The sequence below is a fragment of the Micromonospora citrea genome, assembly GCF_049629545.1.
Classification (GTDB): Bacteria; Actinomycetota; Actinomycetes; order Mycobacteriales; family Micromonosporaceae; genus Micromonospora; species Micromonospora citrea_A.
This window is the reverse complement of sequence record NZ_JBNADX010000006.1, coordinates 180909-206091: the sequence shown is the minus strand read 5'-3', so window position 1 is coordinate 206091 and position 25183 is coordinate 180909. Positions and strand designations below refer to the sequence as shown.

At 76.7% G+C, this 25183-nt stretch carries 2 protein-coding genes; both read left to right on the top strand.

Annotated features, from left to right (window positions below; all coding sequences use genetic code 11):
* Window positions 1-58 precede the first annotated feature (58 nt).
* Window positions 59-10204: a type I polyketide synthase gene (locus ACPFP2_RS09855; RefSeq protein ID WP_424088224.1), complete on the top strand. Its 10146-nt coding sequence runs from the start codon at window positions 59-61 to the stop codon at window positions 10202-10204.
* 43 nt (window positions 10205-10247) lie between these two features.
* Complete coding sequence (locus ACPFP2_RS09850) at window positions 10248-25175, top strand: type I polyketide synthase (RefSeq protein ID WP_424088222.1); 14928 nt, start codon at window positions 10248-10250, stop codon at window positions 25173-25175.
* Window positions 25176-25183: the final 8 nt, after the last annotated feature.

Below are 25183 nucleotides of genomic sequence, written 5' to 3'. Positions count from 1 at the left end.
GCCCGAAAAGGTGGCGCTAATGGCGACTGAAGACACTCTCCGGGAATACCTGAAATGGGTGACCGCGGACCTCCACCAGACGAAGAGGAAACTCGGGGAACTGGAGGCGGCGCACCGGGAGCCCATCGCCATCGTCGGCATCGGCTGCCGGTTCCCGGGCGGCGTGCGGTCCCCCGAGGACCTGTGGCGGCTGGTCGCCACCGGCGGCGACGCCATCGCCGACTTCCCCGCCGACCGGGGCTGGGACCTGGAACGGCTGGTCCACCCGGACCCCGACCACCCCGGCACCTCGTACGTCGGGCAGGGCGGCTTCCTGGACTCCGCCACCGAGTTCGACGCCGGCTTCTTCGGCATCTCGCCGCGCGAGGCGCTGGGCATGGACCCGCAGCAGCGGCTGCTGCTGGAGACCTCCTGGGAGGCGTTCGAGCACGCCGGCATCGACCCCGCGACGCTCCGCGGCCACCAGGTCGGCGTCTTCGCCAGCACCACCGGCCAGGACTACGCGGCGCTACTCCAGTCGCCGCCGCCCGGCGTCGAGGGGTACGTGCTCACCGGCACCGCCGCGAGCGTCGTCTCCGGCCGCATCTCGTACGTGCTCGGCGTCGAGGGCCCCGCCGTCTCCGTCGACACCGCCTGCTCGTCGTCGCTGGTCGCCCTGCACCTGGCCTGCCACGCCCTGCGGCAGGGGGAGTGCACCCTGGCGCTGGCCGGTGGCGCCACCGTCATGTCCACCCCGGCCGCGTTCATCGGCTTCTCCCGGCAGCGCGGCCTCGCCGCCGACGGCCGGGTCAAGGCGTTCGCCGGGGCGGCCGACGGCACCGCCTGGGGCGAGGGCGTCGGCGTCCTGCTCGTCGAGCGGCTGTCGGACGCCCGCCGCAACGGCCACCCCGTCCTCGCCGTGGTACGCGGCAGCGCGGTCAACCAGGACGGCGCGTCGAACGGGCTCACCGCCCCCAACGGCCCCTCCCAGCAGCGGGTCGTGCTCCAGGCCCTCGCCGGCGCCCGGCTCTCCCCGGAGCAGGTCGACGCGGTCGAGGCGCACGGCACCGGCACCAGCCTCGGCGACCCGATCGAGGCGACCGCCCTGCTCGCCACGTACGGGCAGGGCCGGCCGGCGGACCGGCCGCTGCGGCTCGGCTCGGTCAAGTCGAACATCGGCCACACCCAGGCGGCGGCCGGCGTCGCCGGCGTGATCAAGATGGTGATGGCGCTGCGGCACCAGACGCTGCCGGCCACCCTGCACGTCGACGAGCCCACCCCGCACGTCGACTGGACGGCCGGCGCGGTGTCGCTGCTCACCGAGGCGCAGCCCTGGCCGGCGGGGGAGCAGCCCCGCCGCGCGGGCGTCTCCTCGTTCGGCATGAGCGGCACCAACGCCCACGTGATCATCGAAGAGGCCCCGGCGGAGACCCCGGACGCCACCACCGCCCCGGTGGCGTCCGGCTCCCCGGTGACGGCCGCCGGGCTGGCGCCCGTGCTGCTCTCCGCCCGCGACGCCGCCGGGCTCACCGCCCAGGCCGCTCGCTGGGCCGACTGGCTCGACACCGACGCCGCCGGGGCCGGGCCGGTCGACGTCGGCTGGTCGTCGGTCACCACCCGCGGCGCACTGGAGCACCGGGCCGTCGTCCTCGCCGCCGACCGCACCGACCTGCTGCGCGGCCTGCGTACCCTCGCCGACGGCCGGACCGCGTCCGGACTCGTCGCCGGGGCCGGGCCGCGCGGCGGGCAGCTCGCCTTCCTCTTCTCCGGCCAGGGCGCCCAGCGCCCCGGCATGGGCCGGGAACTGGCCGCCGCGTTCCCCGCCTTCGCCCGGGCGCTCGCCGAGACCTGCGCCGCGCTCGACGCGCACCTGCCCCGGCCGCTGGCCCCGGTGCTGGCCGCCGAGCCGGGCACCGCCGACGCCGACCTGCTCGACCAGACCCTGTTCACCCAGGCCGGCCTCTTCGCCGTCGAGGTGGCGCTGTACCGGCTGCTGGAGTCCTGGCAGGTCACCCCCGACATGCTGATGGGCCACTCCATCGGTGAGGTGGTCGCCGCCCACGTCGCCGGGGTGCTCTCCCTGCCCGACGCCGCCGCGCTGGTCGCCGCCCGGGGCCGGCTCATGCAGGCGCTGCCCGCCGGTGGGGCCATGCTCTCCGTCGAGGCCGGGGTGGACGAGGTCGACGGCGTCCTCGCCGCGATCGACGGCCCGCTCGGCGTCGCCGCCGTCAACGGCCCCACCGCCGTGGTCGTCTCCGGCGCCGACGACGCGGTCGCCGAGGTGCAGCGCGTCTTCACCGACCGGGGTACGCGCACCCGGCGGCTGCGGGTCAGCCACGCCTTCCACAGCCCGCTGATGGAGCCGATGCTCGCCGAGTTCGCCGCCGTGGTGGACCGGCTGGAGCTGCGCGCCCCCATTCTGCCCATCGTCTCCAACCTGACCGGCGAACCCGTCGAGGAGCGGGAGATCCGCAGCACCGCGCACTGGGTTCGGCACGTCCGGGACACCGTGCGCTTCGCCGACGGTGTCCAGCGGCTGCGCGCCCTCGGCGTCGGCACGTACCTGGAGGTCGGCCCGAGCGGCGTGCTCACCGCGCTGACCCGGGAGATCCTCGGCCCGGACGCCGACCCGACGGCCGCCGTGGCGCTGCTGCGCCGGGACCGCCCCGAACCGGCGTCCCTGCTCACCGCCCTCGCCGAGCTGCACGTCGCCGGGGTGCCGGTCGGCTGGCGGGACCTCTTCGCCGGCGCCGAGCCCCGCCGGGTCCGGCTGCCCGGGTACGCGTTCCACCGCGAACGGTTCTGGCCCGAGCCGCCCCCGCCCGCCCCGGCGGGCACCGAGTCCGGCGTGGACGCCGAGTTCTGGGCGGCCGTCGAACAGGCCGACGTCGACGCGCTGCGCGACCAGCTCGGCGGTGACCCGGCCGGCGCCGCCGACCCGGTGGACACCCTGCTGCCGGCGCTGCCCGTGCTCGCCTCGTGGCGGCGCAACCGGCACGAGCGGTCCGTGGCCGACGGCTGGTCGTACCAGGTGGTGTGGAAGCCCGTGCCGGTCGCGGAGGGCGACCGGCCGGCGGGCCGCTGGCTGCTGGCGCTGCCCGCCGACGCCGCGCCGCACTGGGCGGACGAGCTGGCCGGCCTGCTCCGCGCCGGCGGCGACGAGCCGGTGACGCTGCGCGTCGGCGCGGACGACCTGGACCGTGCCGCGCTCGCCGTCCGGGTGCGCGCCGCCGTCGGCGACGGGCCGGTCGCCGGGGTGCTGCACCTCGTCGCCGGCCAGGACCGGCTGCTGCCCGCGCATCCCGGGATGAGCGTGGCCGCCGCGACCACCCTCGTGCTGCTGCAGGCGCTGACCGACCTCGACCTCGACGCGCCGGTCTGGTGCGTCACCAGCGGCGCGGTGAAGGCCGGCCCCGCCGACACGGTCGACCACCCCCTCCAGACCCTGGTCTGGGGCCTCGGCCGGGCCACCGCCGTCGAGCAGCCGCACCGCTGGGGCGGCCTGGTGGACCTGCCGGCCGCCGTCGACGACGGCGTGCTGCGCCGGCTCGCCGCCGTCCTCGCCGGCGGCAGCGGGGAGGACCAGGTCGCGGTCCGCTCCGGCGGCGTCTGGGGCCGCCGGCTCGCCCCGGCCCCCGCCCCCGGCCCGGACCGGGGGGACTGGTGGGCCGACGGCACCGTCCTGGTCACCGGCGGCACCGGCGCGCTCGGCGGCCACGTCACCCGCTGGCTGCTCGACCGGGGCGCCCGCCGCGTCGTCCTCGTCGGCCGGCGCGGCGCCGCCACCCCCGGCCTGCTCGACGCGTACGCCGACGACGGGCGGGTCACCGCCGCCGCCTGCGACATGACCGACCGGCAGGCCGTCGCGGCGCTGCTGGACTCGCTGCCCGAGCTGACCGCGGTGGTGCACGCCGCCGGCACCGACCAGCTCACCCCGCTCACCGGCACCACCCTCGACGAGTTCTCCCACGTCGTCGCCGGCAAGGTGCTCGGCGCGCTGCACCTCGACGAGTGCCTCGCCGACCGTCCGCTCGCCGCGTTCCTGCTCTTCTCCTCCATCTCCGGGGTGTGGGGCAGCGCCGGGCAGTGCGCGTACGGGGCCGGCAACTCGCTGCTCGACGCGCTCGCCGTGCAGCGCCGGGACCGGGGCCTGGCCGCGACCGCCGTCTCCTGGACCGCGTGGGGCGGCGTCGACGGCATGGCCGCCAAGAACGCCGCCACCGAGCAGCTGCACCGGATGGGCCTGCCCACCATCGACCCGCAGCGGGCCCTGGTCGCCCTCGACCGGGCGGTACGACGACCCACCCCCTGCGTCACCGTCGCCGACGTCGACTGGAGCCGGTTCCACCCGGCGTTCACCCTCACCCGGCCCAGCCCGTTCCTGTCGGAGCTGCCGCAGGTGCGGGCGCTGGTCGAGGCGGAGGCCGACAACGCCGCCACGCCGGCCGGCGTCGCCGACGCGCTGCGCCACCTGACCGACCTGCCCGAGGCGGAGCAGGAGCGGGAACTGCTGCGCATCGTCAACGCGCAGACCGCCCGGGTGCTCGGCCACGCCACCCCCGACGACCTGCGCGGCCGGCCGTTCAAGGACCTCGGCTTCGACTCGCTCACCGCCGTGGACTTCCGTACCCGGCTCAACGAGGCGACCGGGCTGCGGCTGCCGTCCACCGTGGTCTTCGACCACCCCACCCCGGCCGACCTGGCCCGGCACCTGCGCGAGAGGGTGTTCGGCGCCGATGCCGCCGCCCCCGCCGAGCCGGTCGTGGCGGCGGACGCCGACGAGCCGATCGTCATCGTCGGCATGGCCTGCCGGTACCCCGGTGACGCCCGCGCCCCGGAGGCGCTGTGGCGGCTCGTCGTCGAGGGCGTCGACGCGATCGGCGACTTCCCGACCGACCGGGGCTGGGACACCCCCACCCCGGACAGCGGCTACGCCCCGGCCGGCGGCTTCCTGTACGACGTCACCGCCTTCGACCCGGCCTTCTTCGGCATCTCACCCCGCGAAGCCCTGGCCATGGACCCGCAGCAGCGGCTCACCCTGGAGGCGTCCTGGGAGGTCCTGGAACGGGCCGGGCTCGACCCCACCTCGCTGAAGGGCAGCCGTACCGGCGTGTTCGTCGGCGCGTCGACCTCCGGCTACGGCACCGGACTGACCGAGGTGCCGGAGGGCACCGAGGGGTACCTGATGACCGGCGCCGCGCACAGCATCATCTCCGGCCGGGTGTCGTACACCCTCGGGTTGGAGGGGCCGGCGGTCACCGTCGACACCGCCTGCTCGTCGTCGCTGGTGGCGCTGCACCTGGCCGGCGAGGCGCTGCGCCGCGGCGAGTGCGACCTGGCCCTGGCCGGCGGGGTCACGGTGATGGCCACCCCCGGCACCTTCGCCGAGTTCTCCCGCCAGCAGGGCCTGGCCGCCGACGGCCGGTGCAAGTCGTTCGCCGCCTCGGCGGACGGCACCGGCTGGTCCGAGGGCGTCGGCATGCTCCTCGTCGAGCGGCTCTCCGACGCCCGCCGCCACGGCCACCGGATCCTCGCGGTGGTACGCGGCTCGGCGATCAACTCCGACGGCGCGTCTAACGGTCTGACCGCTCCGAACGGTCCGTCGCAGCAGCGGGTGATCCGGCAGGCCCTGGCCTCGGCCCGGTTGTCCACGGTGGACGTGGACGTGGTCGAGGCGCACGGCACCGGCACGACGTTGGGTGACCCGATCGAGGCGCAGGCGTTGCTGGCCACGTACGGGCAGGGCCGCGACGGGCATGAGCCGCTGCTGCTCGGGTCGGTGAAGTCGAACATCGGGCACGCGCAGGCGGCGGCGGGTGTGGCCGGTGTGATCAAGATGGTGCAGGCGATGCGGCACGGTCTGGTGCCGGCGACGTTGCACGTGGACGAGCCGTCGCCGCACATCGACTGGTCGGTCGGGGCCGTGGAGTTGGTGACCGAGGCGCGGGCGTGGCCGCAGGTGGATCGGCCGCGCCGGGCGGCGGTGTCGTCGTTCGGCATGTCCGGCACCAACGCCCACCTGATCATCGAGCAGCCCGACGAGGCCGACGACGCCGGGAGCCCGGAGCCGGCCGTCGACCCTGCTCTGGTCGCCTCCGCCGCCGTCGCCTGGCCGGTGTCGGCCCGGTCGACCGCGAGCCTCGCCGCCCAGGCCGCCCGGCTGGCCGCGCACCTGCGCGAGCAGACCGAGGTGGATCCCGCTGCCGTCGGCTGGACCCTGGCGACCACCCGCGCCACCCTCGACCACCGGGCGGCCGTCATCGGGTCGACCGTCGAGGACCTGCTGTCCGGTCTGGACGCCGTGGCCGCCGGTCTGCCGGCGTCCCATGTGGTGTCGGGGACGGTGTCGGGCCACGGTGCGGGTCCGGTGTTCGTGTTCCCGGGTCAGGGCGCGCAGTCGGCGCGGATGGCGGCCGGTCTGGTCGGTCGGGTGCCGGTGTTCGACGCGCGGTTGGCCGAGTGTCAGCAGGCTCTCGCCCTGTACCTGGATGTGGATCTCGTCTCGGTGTTGACCGGTGATGACGAGTCGTGGTTGGAGCGGGTCGAGGTGGTGCAGCCGGTGCTGTGGGCCGTCGGCATCGCTCTGGCGGCCGTCTGGCAGGACGTGGGTGTGGTGCCGCAGGCGGTGATCGGGCATTCGCAGGGTGAGATCGGCGCGGCGTGTGTCGCGGGCATTCTGTCCCTTGAGGATGCGGCGAGGACCGTTGCCCTGCGGTCGCGGGCCCTGGCGGTGTTGCGGGGCACGGGCACGATGGCGTCGATCGACCTGCCCGCTGACGCCGTGGCGGAGCGGTTGCCGGCGTTCGAGGGTGTCGGTGTGGCGGCGGTGAACGGTCCGTCGACGGTGGTCGTCTCTGGTCCGCCGCAGCCGGTGGCCGATCTGGTCGACGCGTGTCAGGCCGACGGTATCCGCGCCCGGCTGATCCCGGTCGACTACGCCTCTCACTCCGCTGCTGTGCAGGAGGTCGCCGAACAGCTCCGCGCCGACCTCGCGGACATCACCCCGCAGCCCGGCCACGTCCGTCTCGTCTCCACGCTGACCGGTGAGTGGGTCGACCCGGCCACGATGACGGCCGACTACTGGTACGACAACCTGCGTCGCACCGTGCAGTTCGACGCGGCCGTGCGGGTGGCGATCGCGGCGGGGCATCGCACGTTCGTGGAGGTCAGCCCGCATCCGGTGCTGACGATGCCGGTGACGGCGATCCTGGACGACACCGACACCACCGGCCACACCCTGGGCAGTCTGCGCCGGGGCGACGACGACCCGACCCGGCTGCTGACCAACCTGGCCACCGCCCACACCATCGGCCTACCCGTCGACCTCACCAAGATCCTCACCCGCACACCGACCGTCGAACTGCCCACCTACCCGTTCGCCCGCGACCGGTACTGGTTGCAGGACACCGGCGTGAGCCGGGCCGGGCTGCCCGCGGTCGGCCTGGACGCCGTCGACCACCCGCTGCTCAGCGCCGTGGCCGACCTGCCCGGCGACGAAGGGCTGCTGCTCACGGGCAGGATCAGCCTCGCCACCCACCCGTGGCTCGCCGACCACGCCGTCCTCGGCACCGTCCTGCTGCCCGGCACCGCCCTGGTCGAGCTGGCCTCCGCCAGCGGCCGGCACGTCGACGCCGCCCACGTCACCGAACTCGTCCTGGAAGCCCCGCTCGCCGTACCCGACTCCGGTGCGGTGGACCTGCGGGTCCGGGTCGGCGCGGCCGACGACGACGGCCACCGGCCGGTCTCCGTCCACTCGTACGCCGACGACGACGGCGACCGGCCCGGGACGGCCCGGCAGTGGCGGCGGCACGCCCACGGCCTGCTCGCCCCCACCCGACCGGTCGCCGCCGGCCCGGCCGGCGCCTGGCCCCCGGCCGACGCCGAGCCGATCGCCCTCGACGCGCTCTACCCGCACCTGGCTACCGGCGGCTACCACTACGGCCCGGTCTTCCAGGCGCTGCGCGCCGCCTGGCGGCACGGCGACGACATCCTCGCCGAGGTGTCCCTCGACGCCGACGCGACCACCGACACCGCCGGATTCTCCGTACACCCCGCGCTGCTCGACGCCGCCCTGCACGCCATCGGGGCCAGCGCCCTCGACCGCGCCGACGCCGGGCCGTCGGATGGGGACGCGCAGCCCGGACTGCCGTTCTCCTGGACCGGGATGGCGATCCAGCCGACCCGGGCCCGGGAACTGCGGGTCCGGCTCACCGCCGGCGACGGCGCGGTCGCCGCCACCGTCACCGACACCGGCGGTGTGCCCGTCGCCTCGCTCGACGCCCTGGTGCTGCGACCGGTCACCGCCGACCAGCTCAGCGCCGCCCGGCGTACCGCCCACCGGTCGCTGCACCGGCTCGACTGGACCGAGCCGACCGCCGCGCCCGCCGGGACGCCGCCGCGACCGGTCGCGCTCGGCGGCGCGTGGCCGGGCGTCGAGACGTACCCGGACCTGGACGCCCTGGTCGCGGCCGTGACCGGCGGCGCGGTCGTGCCCGACGCGGTGCTCGCCGCGTCCGTCGGGCAGCGCGCCGACGAGCCGAACCCGGCACGGGCGGCGCACCTGGTCAGCCACGAGACCCTCGCCCTGGTGCAGGACTGGCTCGCCCGGCCGGAACTGGAGACGGCCCGGCTCGTCGTGGTCACCCGGGGCGCGGTCGCCGTCGACGCCGACGACCGGCTCACCGACCTGCCCGCCGCCACCGTGTGGGGCCTCGTGCGCTCCGCCCAGTCGGAGAACCCCGACCGGATCGTGCTGCTCGACGTCGACGACGACCCCCGCTCCGCCGCCGCGCTGCCCGCCGCCCTGGCCGGCGGTGAGCCCCAGCTCGCCGTCCGCGCCGGCCGGCTGCGGGCACCCCGGCTGGCCCGGCTCGGCCCGCCCCCCTCGGACGCACCCGACCTCTCCGCCGGCACCGTCCTGGTCACCGGCGCCACCGGCGCGCTGGGCCGGCTCGTCGCCCGGCACCTGGTCACCCGGCACGCGGTACGCCGGCTGCTGCTGGTCAGCCGCAGCGGCCCCGAGGCCCCCGGCGCGGACACCCTCGCCGCCGAACTGGCCGACCTCGGCGCCACCGCCCAGGTGGTGGCCGCCGACGTCACCGACCGCGACGCCCTCGCCGTGCTCCTCGACGAGATCCCCGCCGACCGGCCGCTCGTCGGCGTCGTGCACGCCGCCGGGGTCCTCGACGACGGGGTGCTGCCGGCGCTCACCCCCGCCCGCTTCGACGCCGTCCTCGCGCCGAAGGTCGACGCCGGGTGGCACCTGCACGAGCTGACCGAGAAGCTGGACCTCGCCGCGTTCGTGCTCTTCTCCTCCGCGTCCGGGCTGTTCGGCGGGCCCGGGCAGGCCAACCACGCCGCCGCGAACGCCTTCCTCGACGCGCTCGCGCAGCACCGGCGTGCGCGCGGGCTCACCGTCACCTCCATGGCGTGGGGGCCCTGGGCCAACGCCGACCTGCCCGGCGGGCAGCCCGGCCACGTCGACGAGCGCCGAATGGGCCGTGGCGGCTTCCACCCGCTCGACGCCGACGAGGGCATGGCCCTGTTCGACGCCGCGCTGCGCCACCCCGACCCGGTGGTCGTCCCGGTCAGCCTGGACCTCGGGGTGCTCGGCCGGCTCGGGCCCGCGCTGCCCCGCCTGCTGCACGGCCTCGTCCGCCCGGCCGCCGCCGTCGCGGCGGCCCCGGCGGCCGACGCCGCGGCGACGCTGCGCGACACCCTCGCAGGCACCCCCGAGGCGGAGCGGGACCGGGTGCTGTCCGACCTGGTCCGCACCCACGCGGCGGCGGTCCTCGGGTACGCCTCGATGCGCGACGTCGCCGAGGACAAGGGCTTCGTCGAACTCGGCTTCGACTCGCTGACCGCGGTGGAGTTCCGCAACCGGCTCACCGCCGCCACCGGGCTGCGCCTGCCGTCCACCCTGATCTACGACCGGCCCACCACCACCGCGCTGGTCGGCCACCTCCGCGGCGCGCTGCTGGCCGAACGGACCACCTCCGCGCTGTCGGTGCTCGGCGAGCTGAACAAGCTGGAGACCGCGATGCGGGCGGTCGCCGACGACGACACCGACCGCACCGCCGTCGCCGCCCGGCTGCGGGAGCTGCTGACCCTGTGGACGTACGCCGAGCCCGGCGCGGACGAGGCCGCCACCGCCGACGGCACCCTCGCCTCCGCCACCGCCGAGGAGATCTTCCACCTGCTCGACGACGAGCTCGGAACGGCCTGACCGCGGATGCCCCGGACCTCTGATCCCGATACGGAGTGGCCCGATGCCCACTGAGGAAGAGTTCCTCGACTACCTCCGGCGCGCCACGGCCGACCTGCGCGAGGCACGGCGGCGGGTGCGCGAGGTGGAGGCGAAGGACCGCGAGCCGATGGCCGTCGTCGGCATGGCCTGCCGGTTCCCCGGCGGGGTACGCGGCCCCGACGACCTGTGGGACCTCGTCGCCGCCGGCCGCGAAGGACGGGGCGACTTCCCGACCGACCGGGGCTGGGACCTGGAACGGCTGTTCCACGTCGACCCCGACAACCCGGGCACCTCGTACACCGACCAGGGTGGCTTCCTCTACGACGCCACCGGGTTCGACCCCGGCTTCTTCGGCATCAGCCCCCGCGAGGCGCTGGCGATGGACCCGCAGCAGCGGCTGCTGCTGGAGAGCGCCTGGGAGGCGTTCGAGTCCGCCGACCTGGACCCGCAACGGCTGCGCGGCAGCCGCACCGGCGTCTTCGCCGGCGTCATGTACCACGACTACGCCTCCCGGGTGCTGGACCTGCCCGAGGGCGTCGAGGGATACCTCGGCACCGGCAACTCCGGCAGCCTCGTCTCCGGCCGGGTCGCCTACACGTACGGGCTCGAAGGGCCGGCGGTCACCGTCGACACCGCCTGCTCGTCCTCCCTGGTCGCCGTGCACCTGGCCGTGCAGGCCCTGCGCCAGCGCGACTGCGACTTCGCCCTGGCCGGCGGCGTCACCGTGCTGTCCACCCCCGGCGTCTTCGCCGAGTTCTCCCGCCAGCGCGGCCTCGCCCCCGACGGGCGGTGCAAGTCGTTCGCCGCCGCCGCCGACGGCACCGGCTGGGCCGAGGGCGTCGGCGTGCTGCTGCTGCAACGGCTCTCCGACGCCCAACGCGACGGCCGGCGCATCCACGCGGTGATCCGGGGCAGCGCCGTCAACCAGGACGGCGCGAGCAGCGGCCTGACCACCCCCAACGGCCCCAGCCAGGAGCGGGTGATCCGGCAGGCGCTGGCCAACGCCCGGCTCGCCCCCGCCGACGTGGACGCCGTCGAGGCGCACGGCACCGGCACCACCCTCGGCGACCCGATCGAGGCGCAGGCCCTGCTGGCGACGTACGGGCAGGACCGCGACGACGCGCAGCCGCTCTGGCTCGGCTCGGTCAAGTCCAACCTCGGCCACACCCAGGCCGCCGCCGGTGTCGCCGGTCTGATCAAGATGGTGATGGCGATCCGGCACGGCGTGCTGCCGGCCACCCTGCACGTCGACGCGCCGTCGCCGCACATCGACTGGTCCACCGGCGCGGTCGAACTGCTCACCGAGGCCCGGCCCTGGCCGGCTGCCGACCGGGCCCGCCGGGCCGCCGTGTCGTCGTTCGGCATCTCCGGCACCAACGCCCACGTCATCCTCGAACAGGCCCCCGCCGTCGAGGAACCCGAGCCGCCGGCGCCCGCCGCCGAGCCGCCGCTGGTGCCGGTGCTGCTCTCGGCCCGCAGCCCGCAGTCCCTCGCCGCGCAGGCCGGCCGTTGGGCCGAGCACCTCGCCGCCCACGAATCCGCCCGCCCGGTCGACGTCGCCGTGTCCTCGCGCAGCCGCGCCGGGCTGGACCGGCGTGCCGTGGTGCTCGCCGCCGACCGCGCCGACCTGCTCGCCGGGCTGCGGTCCCTGGCCGACGGCGAGCCGGCCGCGTCGGTGCTCACCGGTCACGCCACGTCCCGGGGCCGGGTCGCGTTCCTCTTCTCCGGCCAGGGCGCCCAGCGCGCCGGCATGGGCCGCGAACTCGCCGAGGCGTACCCCGTCTTCGCCGCCGCCCTCGACGAGGTCTGCGCCGCGCTCGATGCGCACCTGCCGCGGCCGCTGCGCGAGGTGATGCACGCCGAGGCCGGCACGCCCGAGGCCGACCTGCTGCACCAGACCGTCTTCACCCAGGCCGGCCTGTTCGCCGTCGAGGTCGCCCTGTTCCGCCTCGCCGGCTCGTTCGGCCTGCGCCCCGACTTCCTGGTCGGGCACTCCATCGGTGAGCTGGCCGCCGCGCACGTCGCCGGGGTGCTCTCCCTCGCCGACGCGGCCACGCTGGTCGCCGCGCGGGGCCGGCTCATGCAGGCGCTGCCCACCGGTGGCGCGATGCTCGCCGTCGCCGCCGACGAGGCGTCCGTGGTCGAGTCGCTGGCCGGCGTCCCCGGCCGGATCGGCGTCGCCGCCGTCAACGGCCCGAACGCCGTCGTCGTCTCCGGCGACGCCGAGGCGGTCGACGAGGTGGAGCGGACCTGGCGGGACCGGGGCGTCCCCACCCACCGGCTGCGGGTCAGCCACGCCTTCCACAGCGCGCTGATGGACCCGATGCTCGCCGAGTTCGCCGCCGTCGCCGCCGGACTCGACTTCCGGCCGCCCACCGTGCCGATCGTGTCGAACCTGACCGGCCGGATCGCCGAGCCGGAGCAGCTGTGCACCCCCGACTACTGGGTGCGGCACGTCCGGGAGGCCGTCCGCTTCGCCGACGCCGTCGACCGGCTCGCCGAGGCCGGCGTCGGCACGTACGTCGAGCTGGGCCCCACCGGCGTGCTCACCGCCATGGCCCAGAGCTGCCTCACCGACCCGTCCACCGTGCTGGTGCCGCTGTCACGCAAGGACCGGCCCGAGTCCCGCGCCCTGCTGGAGGCGCTGGCCCGGCTGCACGCCGACGGCCTGCCCGTCGACTGGGACGCTGTGCTCCACGGCGTCGGCGCCCGCCGGGTCGACCTGCCCACGTACGCGTTCCAGCACGAGCGGTACTGGCTGGAGCCGGCGGGCCGGATCGCCGACGTCACCGGCGTCGGGCTCGGCGCGGCCGGGCACCCGCTGCTCGGCGCGGCGGTCTCCGTGGCCGGCGAGGACATGGTGCTGCTCACCGGCCGGCTTTCCCTGGCCACCCATCCGTGGCTCGCCGACCACGCGGTCGCCGGGGTGGTGGTGCTGCCCGGCACCGCGCTGGTCGAACTGGTCGTGCGGGCCGGCGACGAGATCGGCGCGTCCCGGGTACGGGAGCTGACCGTCGTCGCGCCGCTGACCCTGCCCGACAGCGGCGGCGTCCGGGTGCAGGTGCGCGTCGGCGCGGCCGACGGCGCGGGCGTGCGCGCGGTGACCGTGCACGCCCAGTCCGAGGACGATCCCGACGCCGGCTGGGTCCGGCACGCCGAGGGTGTGCTGGCGCCCGCCGACGGCGACGAGCCCGGTCTCGGGGCGTGGCCGCCCGTCGCGGCCGCCGAGGTGGACCTCACCGAGTGGTACGACGCCCTCGCCGGGCGCGGCCTCGGTTACGGTCCGGCGTTCCAGGGCCTGCGCCGGCTGTGGACCGGCGACGGCGAGGTGTACGCCGAGGTCGCCCTGGACGAGGAGACCGCCGGGCAGGCCGGCGCGTTCGGGGTGCATCCCGCGCTGCTGGACGCCGCCCTGCACCCGGTCGGGCTGCTGCTGGCCGGCGAGGACGGCGGCCCCCGGGTGCCGTTCGCGTTCTCCGGCGTACAGGTGCACGCCGGAGGGGCGGCGGCGCTGCGGGTGCGGCTGACCCGCGACGGCGCGACGGTGCGGCTGGTCGCCACCGACACGGCGGGCGCGCCGGTGGTGTCGGTGGACTCCCTCGTGCTGCGGGAGCTGACCGGCGTGACCGCCCCCGGGGTCGCGACCCGCTCGCTGTTCGAGGTCACCTGGCAGCCGGCGGACGTCCCGCCCGTCGAGGACCTGACCGGTTGGGCGTTGCTCGCCGCAGCGGACCGGCCGAACCCGGCCGGGCTGCCCACCCACCCGGACGTGGCGGCGGTGCTCGCCGCCGTCGACGCGGGGGAGGAGCCGCCGCGCGCCCTGGTGCTGCCGGTGACCGGCCCGGCCGGGACGCACCTGCCCGAGGCCGTGCCCACCGTCACCGCCGACGTGCTCGGCGTGGTCCAGGCGTGGCTGGCCGCCGACGCGCTGGCCGACTCCCGGCTGGTGGTGCTCACCCGGGGCGCGGTGCCGGCCCGCGACACCGACCCGGTCACCGACCTGGCCGGCGCCGCCGTGTGGGGGCTGCTGCGCTCCGCGCAGTCCGAACATCCGGACCGCCTCGTCCTGGCCGACCTCGACCGGGACCCCGACGCCGCCACGCTCGCCGTGCTGGCCGGCGTCGCCGACGAGCCCGCCGGCACCGGCGGGCAGGTGGCGCTGCGCGACGGCGAGGTGCTCACCCCACGCCTGGTCCGGGTCCCCGCCCCGGTGGACGGCGTGCGCCCGCCGGTCCTCGGCGACGGCACCGTCCTGGTCACCGGCGGCACCGGCGCGCTCGGCGCGCTCGTGGCCGAGCACCTGGTCACCGGGTACGGGGCGCGGTCGCTGCTGCTGGTGTCCCGGCAGGGACTCGACGCCCCCGGCGCGGCCGAGCTGACCGGGCGGCTGACCAACCTGGGCGCCCGGGTCGAGGTCGTCGCCGCCGACGTCACCGACCCGGAGCGGGTCGCCGCGCTGCTCGCGGGTGTCTCCGGCCGGCTGGCCGGCGTGGTGCACACCGCCGGTGTGCTCGACGACGGAGTGGTCACGGCGCTCAGCGCGGAACGGCTGGCCGGGGTGCTCGCCCCGAAGGCGACCGCCGCCTGGTGGCTGCACCAGGCCACCCGGGATCGCGACCTCGACCTGTTCGTCGTCTACTCGTCGGTCGCCGGTGTGCTCGGCTCGCCCGGGCAGGCCGCGTACGCGGCCGCGAACACGTTCCTCGACGCGCTCGCCGCGCACCGCCGGCAGGCCGGCCTTCCGGCGGTCAGCCTGGCCTGGGGGATGTGGGACACCACCGGCATGGCCGCCACGGTCGGCGACACCGACCGGGCCCGGTCCACCCGGGCCGGTATCACCCCGATGAGCGTCGCCACCGGCCTGGCGCTCTTCGACGCCGCCCTCGCCACCGGCCGTCCGGCCCCGGTGCCGGCCGCGATCGACGTGCCGGCCATGCGGGCGCAGGTGGTCGCCGGCCGGGTGCCGTCGATGCTGCGGGTGCTGCTCGGGCCGATCTCCACCCGCCGGCAGGCCGGCACGGGCAACTGGGCCGACCGGCTCGCCGGGCTGGACCCGCAGGACGCCCGCGACCAGGTCGACGCCCTGGTCCGCGTTCTCGTCGCGCAGGTGCTCGGGCACGGCGGCGCCGACGCGGTGCCCGCCGACCGGGCGTTCCGGGAGTTGGGCTTCGACTCGCTGACCGCGGTGGACCTGCGCAACCGGGTCAACGCGGCGACCGGGCTGCGGCTGGCCTCCACGCTGGTCTTCGACTACCCGACCCCGCAGATCCTCGCCGGCCAGGTGTACGCCGAGCTGACCGGCGCCCGGTCCGCCACGGTCACCCCCACCGACATGGCGAGCGCCACCGGCCTCGACGAGCCGATCGCCATCGTCGGCATGGCCTGCCGGTTCCCCGGCGGGGCGGACAACCCCGACCAGCTCTGGGAACTGCTCGCCACCGGCGGGGACGGCATCAGCGAGTTCCCCGCCGACCGGGGCTGGGACCTGGAATCCCTCTTCGACCCGGACCCCAACCACAGCGGCACCTCGTACGCCCGCCACGGCGGCTTCCTGTACGGCGCGGCCGAGTTCGACCCGGGATTCTTCGGCATCAGCCCACGTGAGGCCCTGGCGATGGACCCGCAGCAGCGGCTGCTGCTGGAGACCTCCTGGGAGACGTTCGAGTCCGCCGGTCTCGACCCGCACCGGCTGCGCGGCAGCCGCACCGGCGTCTTCGCCGGAGTCATGTACCACGACTACGCCTCCCGGCTGATGGACATGCCCGCCGAGGTGGAGGGCTACATCGGCACCGGCACCTCCGGCAGCGTGCTCTCCGGACGGGTCGCGTACACCTTCGGCCTGGAAGGCCCGGCGGTCACCGTCGACACCGCGTGTTCGTCGTCGCTGGTGGCGTTGCACCTGGCCGCGCAGGCGCTGCGGTCGGGGGAGTGCGACCTCGCCCTCGCCGGCGGTGTGACGGTGATGGCCACCCCCGGCACCTTCATCGAGTTCTCCCGGCAGCGCGGGCTGTCCCGCGACGGGCGGTGCAAGTCGTTCGCCGCCGCCGCCGACGGCACCGGCTGGGGTGAGGGCGTCGGCATGCTCCTCGTGCAGCGGCTCGCCGACGCCCAGCGCGACGGCCGCCGGGTGTACGCGATCGTGCGCGGCACCGCCGTCAACCAGGACGGCGCGTCCAACGGGCTGACCGCCCCCAACGGACCCTCCCAGCAGCGGGTCATCCGGCAGGCGCTGGCCAACGCCCGGCTGTCCACCGCCGACGTGGACGCCGTCGAGGCGCACGGCACCGGCACCACCCTCGGCGACCCGATCGAGGCGCAGGCCCTGCTGGCCACCTACGGGCAGGACCGGCCCGCCGAACGGCCGCTGCTGCTCGGCTCGGTCAAGTCCAACCTCGGGCACACCCAGGCCGCCGCCGGTGTCGCCGGGGTGATCAAGATGGTGCAGGCGCTCCGGCACGGCCTGGTGCCGCCCACCCTGCACGTCGACGAGCCGTCCCCGCACATCGACTGGACCGCCGGCGCGGTCACCCTCGCCACCGCGCCGACCCCCTGGCCGGCCGTGGACCGGCCCCGCCGCGCCGCCGTGTCGTCGTTCGGCATCTCCGGCACCAACGCCCACGTCGTCCTGGAGCAGGCGCCCGAGCCGGCCGTGGCCGCCGAGTCCCGCCCCGGAGCCGCCGCCGACGCCGGGGTCGTGCCGCTGGTGCTCTCCGCCACCGACCGGGCCGCCCTGCGGGAGCAGTCCGTCCGGTTGCGCGCCCACCTCGCCGCGCACCCCGAGATCGAGCCGGCCGAGGTGTCGTACGCCCTCGCCACCACCCGGGCGACGTTCCCGCACCGGGCCGTCGTGCTCGGCCAGGACCACCTCGAACTGGCCCAGGGCCTCACCGCGCTGGCCGACGGCGAAGCCGTCCCCGCCGTGGTGACCGGGACGGTGCTGCGCAACACCGCCCCCGTCTTCGTCTTCTCCGGTCACGGCTCCCAGTGGCCCGGCATGGCCGTGGAACTGCTGGACACCTCCCCGGTGTTCGCCGCGTCCATCGCCGAGTGCGAGGCCGTCCTCGCGCCCTGGGTGGACTGGTCCCTCACCGACGTGCTGCGCGGCGTCGAGGACGCCCCGCCGCTGGTCGCCTCCGGCGTGGTGCAGCCCGCCCTCTGGGCGGTGATGGTCTCCCTGGCCCGGCTGTGGCGCTCGCTCGGCGTACGCCCCGGCGCGGTGGTCGGCCACTCGCAGGGCGAGATCGCCGCCGCCTGCGTGGCCGGCGCGCTCTCCCTGGAGGACGCCGCCAAGATCGTCGCCCTGCGCAGCCAGGTGCTCGTCGACATCACCGGCGCCGGTGGCATGGTCTCCGTGGCCCTGCCCGCCGAGCGGGCCCGCGAGCTGCTGACCCGCTGGCCGGGCCGGCTCTGCGTCGCCGTGGTCAACGGCCCCGGGTCGGTGGTGGTCGCCGGCGACCACGACGCCCTCGCCGAACTGCTCGCCGCCTGCGCGGCCGACGACGTGCGGACCCGCCCGATCGACGTCGACTACGCCTCCCACTCGCCGCAGGTCGAGGCCGTAGCCGACCGGCTGCTCGACAGCCTCGCCGGGATCACCGCCCGCCCCGCCGAACTGCCCTTCTACTCCGCGCTGACCGGCGAGCCGACCGACACCGCCACCCTCGACGCCGGCTACTGGTACCGAAACCTGCGCGAGACGGTGAACTTCGAACGGGCCGTGCGCAGCCTGCTCGACGACGGCCACCAGGTCTTCCTGGAGGTCGGCCCGCACCCGGTGCTCAGCTTCGGCATGCAGGAGACGATCGACGCCGGCGAGCACGACGCGGCCGTCGTCAACACGCTGCGCCGGGGCGCGGGTGGCTGGCCCCGGTTGCTCACCGCCTTGGCCGAACTGCACGTGCACGGCGTCGAGGCCGACTGGAACGCCGTCTGCGGGGTACGCAGCGGCCCGGCCGTGCCGCTGCCCACGTACGCCTTCCACCGCCAGCGGTACTGGCCGGAGGCGCCGGTGCGGACCGGCCCGGCGACGGCCGCCGAGGACCCGGTCGACCGGCAGTTCTGGGACGCCGTCGAGCGGGCCGACGCCGAGGCGCTCGCCGCCGCGATGCGTGTCGACGAGACCGAGGCCCGGACGCTCGGCGACGCGCTGCCGGTGCTCTCCTCCTGGCGGCAGCGCCGCCGCGACGAGTCCACGGTGGACGCCTGGCGCTACCGGGTGCGGTGGAAGCCGCTCACCGCCGCCACCACCACCTCGACCGGCGGGACGTGGCTGCTCGTCGCACCCGCCGCGTACGCCGGCCACCCGCTGGTCGGGCAGGTCGTGCAGACCCTCGGCGAGGCCGGGGCCGACGTGCTCCCGGTGACCGTCGCCGACCTCGACCGCCGGACGCTGGCCGGGCAGCTCACCGACGTCGACACCGACGCCGTCACCGGCGTGCTGTCCCTGCTCGCCCTCGACGAGGCCGACCACCCCGACCGGCCCGTCGTCCCCGCCGGCCTCGCCGGCACCCTCGCCCTGGTGCAGGCCCTCGGTGACGCCGGGATCACCGCCCCGCTCTGGTGCGCCACCCGCGGCGCCGTCTCCACCGGCCGCGCCGACCCGCTCGACCACCCCCGGCAGGCCCTCGTCTGGGGGCTCGGCCGGGTCGCCGCCCTGGAACACGCCGACCGCTGGGGCGGCCTGGTCGACCTGCCGCCCACCCTGGACCGGCGCTCGCGCGGCCGGCTCGCCGCCGCCCTCACCGGCGTCGACCACGAGGACCAGGTCGCCGTACGCCCCTCCGGCCTGTTCGCCCGCCGGCTGGTGCGCGCCGCCGTGGAGAGCGCCCCGGACGACACCGGCTGGCGGCCCACCGGCACCGCCCTGGTCACCGGCGGCCTCGGCTCGCTCGGCGCGCACGTGGCCCGCTGGCTGGCCCGCGAGGGCGCGTCCCACCTGGTGCTGACCAGCCGGCAGGGCCCCGCCGCGGCCGGCGCCGCCGAGCTGGAGGCCGAGCTGACCGGGCTCGGCGCGACCGTCACCATGGCCGCCTGCGACGTGGCCGACGCCGCCTCGCTGCGGGCCCTCGCCGACCGGCTCGCCGCCGACGGCGTCCGGGTCGACGCGGTGTTCCACGCCGCCGGCGTCGCCCACGCCGGCCCGCTCGCCGACACCGACCTCGCCGAGCTGGCCGACGGCCTGCACGCCAAGGTCGCCGGCGCGGTCAACCTCGACGCGGTCTTCGGCGACGCCGCCGCGTTCGTGCTCTTCTCCTCCGGCGCGGGCGTCTGGGGCGGCGGCCTGCAGGGCGGCTACGCCGCCGGCAACGCCTTCCTCGACGCCCTCGCCGAGGACCGCCGCCGCCGGGGCCTCGCCGCCACCGCCGTGGCCTGGGGCGCGTGGGACGGCGGCGGCATGCTGGAGACCGACGGCGCCGCCGACCAGATGTTCCGCTCCGGCGTCCGCCCGATGCGCCCCGACCTGGCCGTCTCCGTGCTCGCCCAGGCCCTCGCCCACGACGAGACCACCCTCACCGTCGCCGACATCGCCTGGGACCGGTTCCACCAGACCTTCGCGCTGACCCGCCCCCGGCCGCTGATCGAGGACATCCCCGAGGTGGCCCGGATCGTCGCCACCACCCGGACCCGCGACGACGACGAGCCCGCCGAGGCGTCCCCGCTGCGCGGCCGGCTCGCCGGCCTCGCCGAGCCGGAACGCCGCCGCACCCTGCTGGAACTGGTCCGGGTGCACGCCGCCGCGGTGCTCGGGCACGCCTCCGCCGAGGCCGTCGGCGCCGACCGCCCGTTCCGGGAGATCGGCTTCGACTCGCTCAGCGCCGTCGAGATGCGCAACCGGCTCGGTGAGGCCGTCGGGCTGCGGCTGCCCGCCACCCTCGTCTTCGACCGGCCCACCCCGGCGCTGCTCGCCGCCTGGCTGGCCGACCGCATCCTCGGCGTCACCGAGCAGGCCGCCGCACCGACCCGGGCCGCCGCCGCCCTCGACGAACCCGTCGCCATCGTCGCGATGAGCTGCCGCTACCCCGGCGGGGTCGGCACCCCGGAGGACCTGTGGCGGCTGGTCGCCGAGGGACGCGACGCGATCGCCGGGTTCCCGGCCGACCGGGGCTGGGACCTCGACGCCATCTACGACCCCGACCCCGACACCCCCGGCACCTCGTACGTGCGCGAGGGCGGCTTCGTCGCCGACGTCGGCGGCTTCGACGCCGGCCTGTTCGGCATCTCCCCGCGCGAGGCGCTGGTGATGGACCCGCAGCAGCGGCTGCTGCTGGAGACCGGCTGGGAGCTGTTCGAGCGCGCCGGCATCGCCCCCGCCGACATGCGGGAGAGCAGCACCGGCGTCTTCGTCGGCACCAACGGCCAGGACTACGCCACCCTGCTGATGGCCGCGAAGACCGAGACCGAGGGCTACCAGGCGACCGGCAACGCGGCGGCGGTGGTCTCCGGCCGGCTCTCCTACACCTTCGGACTGCAGGGCCCGGCCGTCACCGTCGACACCGCGTGCTCGTCGTCGCTGGTCGCGCTGCACCTGGCCGTGCAGTCGCTGCGGGCCGGCGAGTGCGACATGGCCGTCGCCGGCGGGGTGACCGTGATGGCCACCCCCGGCCCGTTCCTGGAGTTCGCCCGCCAGCGCGGCCTCGCCGCCGACGGCCGGTGCAAGTCGTTCGCCGGGGCCGCCGACGGCACCGGCTGGGGCGAGGGCGCCGGTCTGGTGCTCCTGCAACGCCTCTCCGACGCCCGTCGTGACGGCCGACGCGTGCTCGCCGTGGTCCGCGGCTCCGCCACCAACCAGGACGGCGCGTCCAACGGCCTCACCGCCCCCAACGGGCCCGCCCAGCAGCGGGTGATCCGGCAGGCCCTGGCCAACGCCCGGCTCACCCCCGCCGACGTCGACGCCGTCGACGGGCACGGCACCGGCACCCGGCTCGGCGACCCGATCGAGGCGCAGGCCCTGCTCGCCACGTACGGGCAGGACCGGCCCGCCGACCGGCCGCTGCTGCTCGGCTCGGTCAAGTCCAACATCGGCCACACCCAGGCCGCCGCCGGGGTCTCCGGCGTGATCAAGATGGTGATGGCGCTCCAGCACGATTTGCTGCCACCCACCCTGCACGTCGACGAGCCCACCCCGCACGTCGACTGGACCGAGGGCGCCGTGGCGCTGCTCGCCGAGCCGACCCCGTGGCCCGAGGCGGGCCGCCCGCGCCGCGCCGCGGTGTCCGCGTTCGGGGTGAGCGGCACCAACGCCCACGTCATCCTCGAACAGGCCCCCGACGACACCGACGAGCCGCAGGGCACGACCGCGCCGGACCCGGTCGCCGCGCCGCCGCTGCTGCCCTGGGCGGTCTCCGGCCACGACGAGGACGGGCTGCGCGCCCAGGCCGCCCGGCTCGCCGACTGGGCGTCGGGCGCACCCGACACCGACACCGCCGTCGCCCGGGCGCTGGCCACCGCACGCTCGCCGCTGCGGCACCGGGCCGTGCTGCTGGCCGCCGACCGGGAGGCGTACGTGGCCGGGCTGCGGGCGCTCGCCGCCGGGCAGAGCCACCCCACCCTCACCCGGGGCGTCGCCGAACCCGGCACCCTCGCCGTGCTCTTCTCCGGCCAGGGCGCCCAGCACGCCGGGATGGGCCGGGAGCTGTACCGGACCTTCCCCACCTTCGCCGAGGCGCTCGACGAGGCCTGCCAGCACCTCGACGCCCACCTGCCCCGGCCGCTGAAGGAGGTGCTCTTCGCCGCCGAGGGCAGCGCCGAGGCCGCGCTGCTGGACCGCACCGTCTTCACCCAGGCCGGGCTCTTCGCCGTCGAGGTGGCGTTGCACCGGCTCCTGGAGAGCTGGGGGATCGTCCCCGACCTGGTCGCCGGGCACTCCGTCGGGGAGATCGCCGCCGCCCACGTGGCCGGGGTGCTCACCCTGCCCGACGCGTGCACGCTGGTCGGCAACCGGGGCCGGCTGATGCAGGCGCTGCCGGCCGGCGGCGGGATGCTCGCCGTCGCCGCAGGCGAGGCCGAGGTCACCGACACCCTCACCCCGTACGCCGACCGGGTCGCCGTCGCCGCCGTCAACGGCCCCGCCGCCGTGGTCGTCTCCGGCGCCGCCGACGCGCTCACCGACCTGGCCGAGCACTTCACCGCCCTCGGCGTACGCACCAAGCGGCTCAACGTCAGCCACGCCTTCCACAGCCCGCTGATGGAGCCGATGCTGGCCGAGTTCGCCGCCGTCGCCGCCGACCTCGACTACGCCCCGCCGACCGTCGCGGTGGTGTCCAACCTGACCGGCCGGGTCGCCGACCCCGAACTGCTCTGCACCCCCGACTACTGGGTGCGGCACGTCCGGGAGGCCGTCCGGTTCGCCGACACCGTCACCCAGCTGCACTCCCTCGGGGTGTCCGCGCTGCTGGAGGTGGGCCCCGACACCGTGCTCACCGCCCTGGCCGCCGACGCGCTGCCCGACGGCGGACGCACCCTGGTCACCGGCGTGCAACGGCCCGGCCGGGGTGAGGCGGCGGCCCTGCTCGGCGCGCTGGCCCGGCTGCACTGCCACGGCGTACGGGTCGACTGGGCGACGCTGCTGCCCGCCGCCGAGCCGGCCGCCCTGCCCACGTACGCCTTCCGGCACCAGCGGTTCTGGCCGGTCGGCGACGGCGACGTGGTGCGCACCGCCGAGCCGGCCGCCCCGGTCGCCGGCCCCGCCGACGAGGCGTTCTGGCAGGCCGTGGCCGCCGAGGACGGCGACGGGCTGGCCGCCCGCTTCGGCGTCGACCCGGACCGGCCGCTGCGCGCCCAGCTGCCCACCCTCGCGAAGTGGCACCGGCAGCGGCAGACCGACGCGCTGGTCGACGGCTGGCGTTACCGGGTCACCTGGCCGCAGCGGCAGCTCACGGCCGGTCCCGCCACCGGCGACTGGCTGCTGGTCGTCCCCACCGGCCCCGGCACCACCGGCCTCGCCACCGACACCGGCACCGGAGGCACCGGCACCGTTGCTGCCGGCCTCGCCACCGCGACCGGCAACCCCGGCGACCCGGCCACCGGCCGCACCGACGACCCGACCACCGCGGGAACCGGCACCGAGGTCGGGGACCGGCTCGCCGGGCTGCTCGGCGCACACGGTGGCAGCGTCCGCACGCTCGCCGTCGACCCGGCGACGGTCACCCGGGCCGGACTGGCCGGGCGGCTCGCCGTGGACCCCGGCACCCGGATCGTCTCGCTGCTCGCCCTCGACGAGCGGCCGCACCCCGACCATCCGGCCGTCCCGGCCGGCCTCACCGGCAACCTCGCCCTGATCCAGGCCGTCACCGACGCCGCCCCGGCCGGGCCGCTCTGGCTGCTCACCCGGCAGGCCGTCAGCACCGGCCCCGGCGACCAGCTCGCCCACCCCGCGCAGGCCACCACCTGGGGCCTCGGTCTGGTCACCGCCCTCGAACACCCCGCCCACTGGGGTGGCCTGCTCGACCTGCCGGCCGACCTCGACCCGGCCGCCGACGCGCACCTGCTGCGGGCGCTGACCAACACCGACGCCGAGGACCAGCTCGCCGTCCGTCCACTCGGGGTGCACCTGCGGCGTCTCGCCCGCGCCGCGCGGGGCGAGCTGCCCGACGCCCCGGCCTGGCAGCCGCCCGACACGGTGCTGGTCACCGGCGGCACCGGCGCCATCGGCCGGTACGCCGCCGCCTGGTTCGCCCGGCACGGCGCCCGGCGGCTCATCCTGGTCAGCCGGCGCGGCGCGGACGCCCCCGGCGTCGCCGCCACCCTGGCCGAACTCGCCGACCTCGGCGCGCAGGCCCGTGTCGTCGCCTGCGACCTGGCCGATCGGGATGCCGTCGCCGCCCTCGTCGACGGGCTGCGCCGCGACGGCGAGACCGTGCGGGCCGTCGTGCACGCCGCCGGCGTCGGCCGGCTCAACCCGGTGAGCGTGGTCGACACCGACGAACTCGCCGACGTGGTCGCCGGCAAGACCGCCGGGGCCCGCCACCTCGACGAGTTCCTCGACCCGGACGCGCTGGAGCTGGTCGTCTACTTCTCCTCCATCGCCGCCGCGTGGGGCGTCGGCGACCACGGCGCGTACGCCGCCGGCAACGCCTTCCTCGACGCGTGGGCGCAGTCCCGGCCCGCCGGCCGGGCCCGGGTGGTCTCGGTCAACTGGGGACCGTGGGCCGGCGGCGGCATGGTCAGCGACGAGCACGCGGTGGCGATGAGCCGGCGCGGCGTCTCCCTGCTGGACCGGGAGCCCGCGATGGCCGCGCTGCGCGCCGCCGTGGCGGGCGACGGCACGGTGCTCACCGTCGCCGACGTCGACTGGGCCCGCTTCGCCCCGGTCTTCGCCTCCGCCCGGCCGCGCCCGCTGATCAGCGACCTGCCCGAGGTGGCAGCGCTGCGCACCGGCCCCGACCCGGCCGCCGACGGCGGCGACGAGGTCCGCACCGGCCTGCGCAAGCGGTTGGCCGACCTCACCGCCGCCGAGCAGAACCGGCTCCTGGTCGACCTGGTCCGCACCGCCGCCGCGGAGGTGATCGGCCACGACAGCCCGTACGCCCTGGAGGCCGACCGGCCGTTCCGCGACCTCGGCTTCGACTCGCTGACCGCCGTGGAGCTGCGCGGCCGGCTGGCGACGGCGACCGGCCTGCACCCGGCCAGCTCGGTGGTGTTCGACTACCCGACCCCGCAGGCCCTCGCCGAGCACCTGCGCGCCGAACTGGTCAGCGAGGCGTCGGTGCAGACCCTGCCGACGGTCGAGGAACTGGACCAGTTGGAGGCCGCCCTCGTCCGGCGCGAGCAGGACGACCTGGGCCGGGTGCGGGTCACCATGCGGCTGCACCGGCTGCTGGAACGCCTCGGCGCCGCCGAGCGGGGTGACGCCGAGCGGCCCGAGGAGGCTACCGAGGTCGCCGACCGACTGCGGGTGGCCAGCAACCAGGAACTTTTCGACCTTGTGGACAGGGACCTCGGGCTTTCCTGAGTCACGCG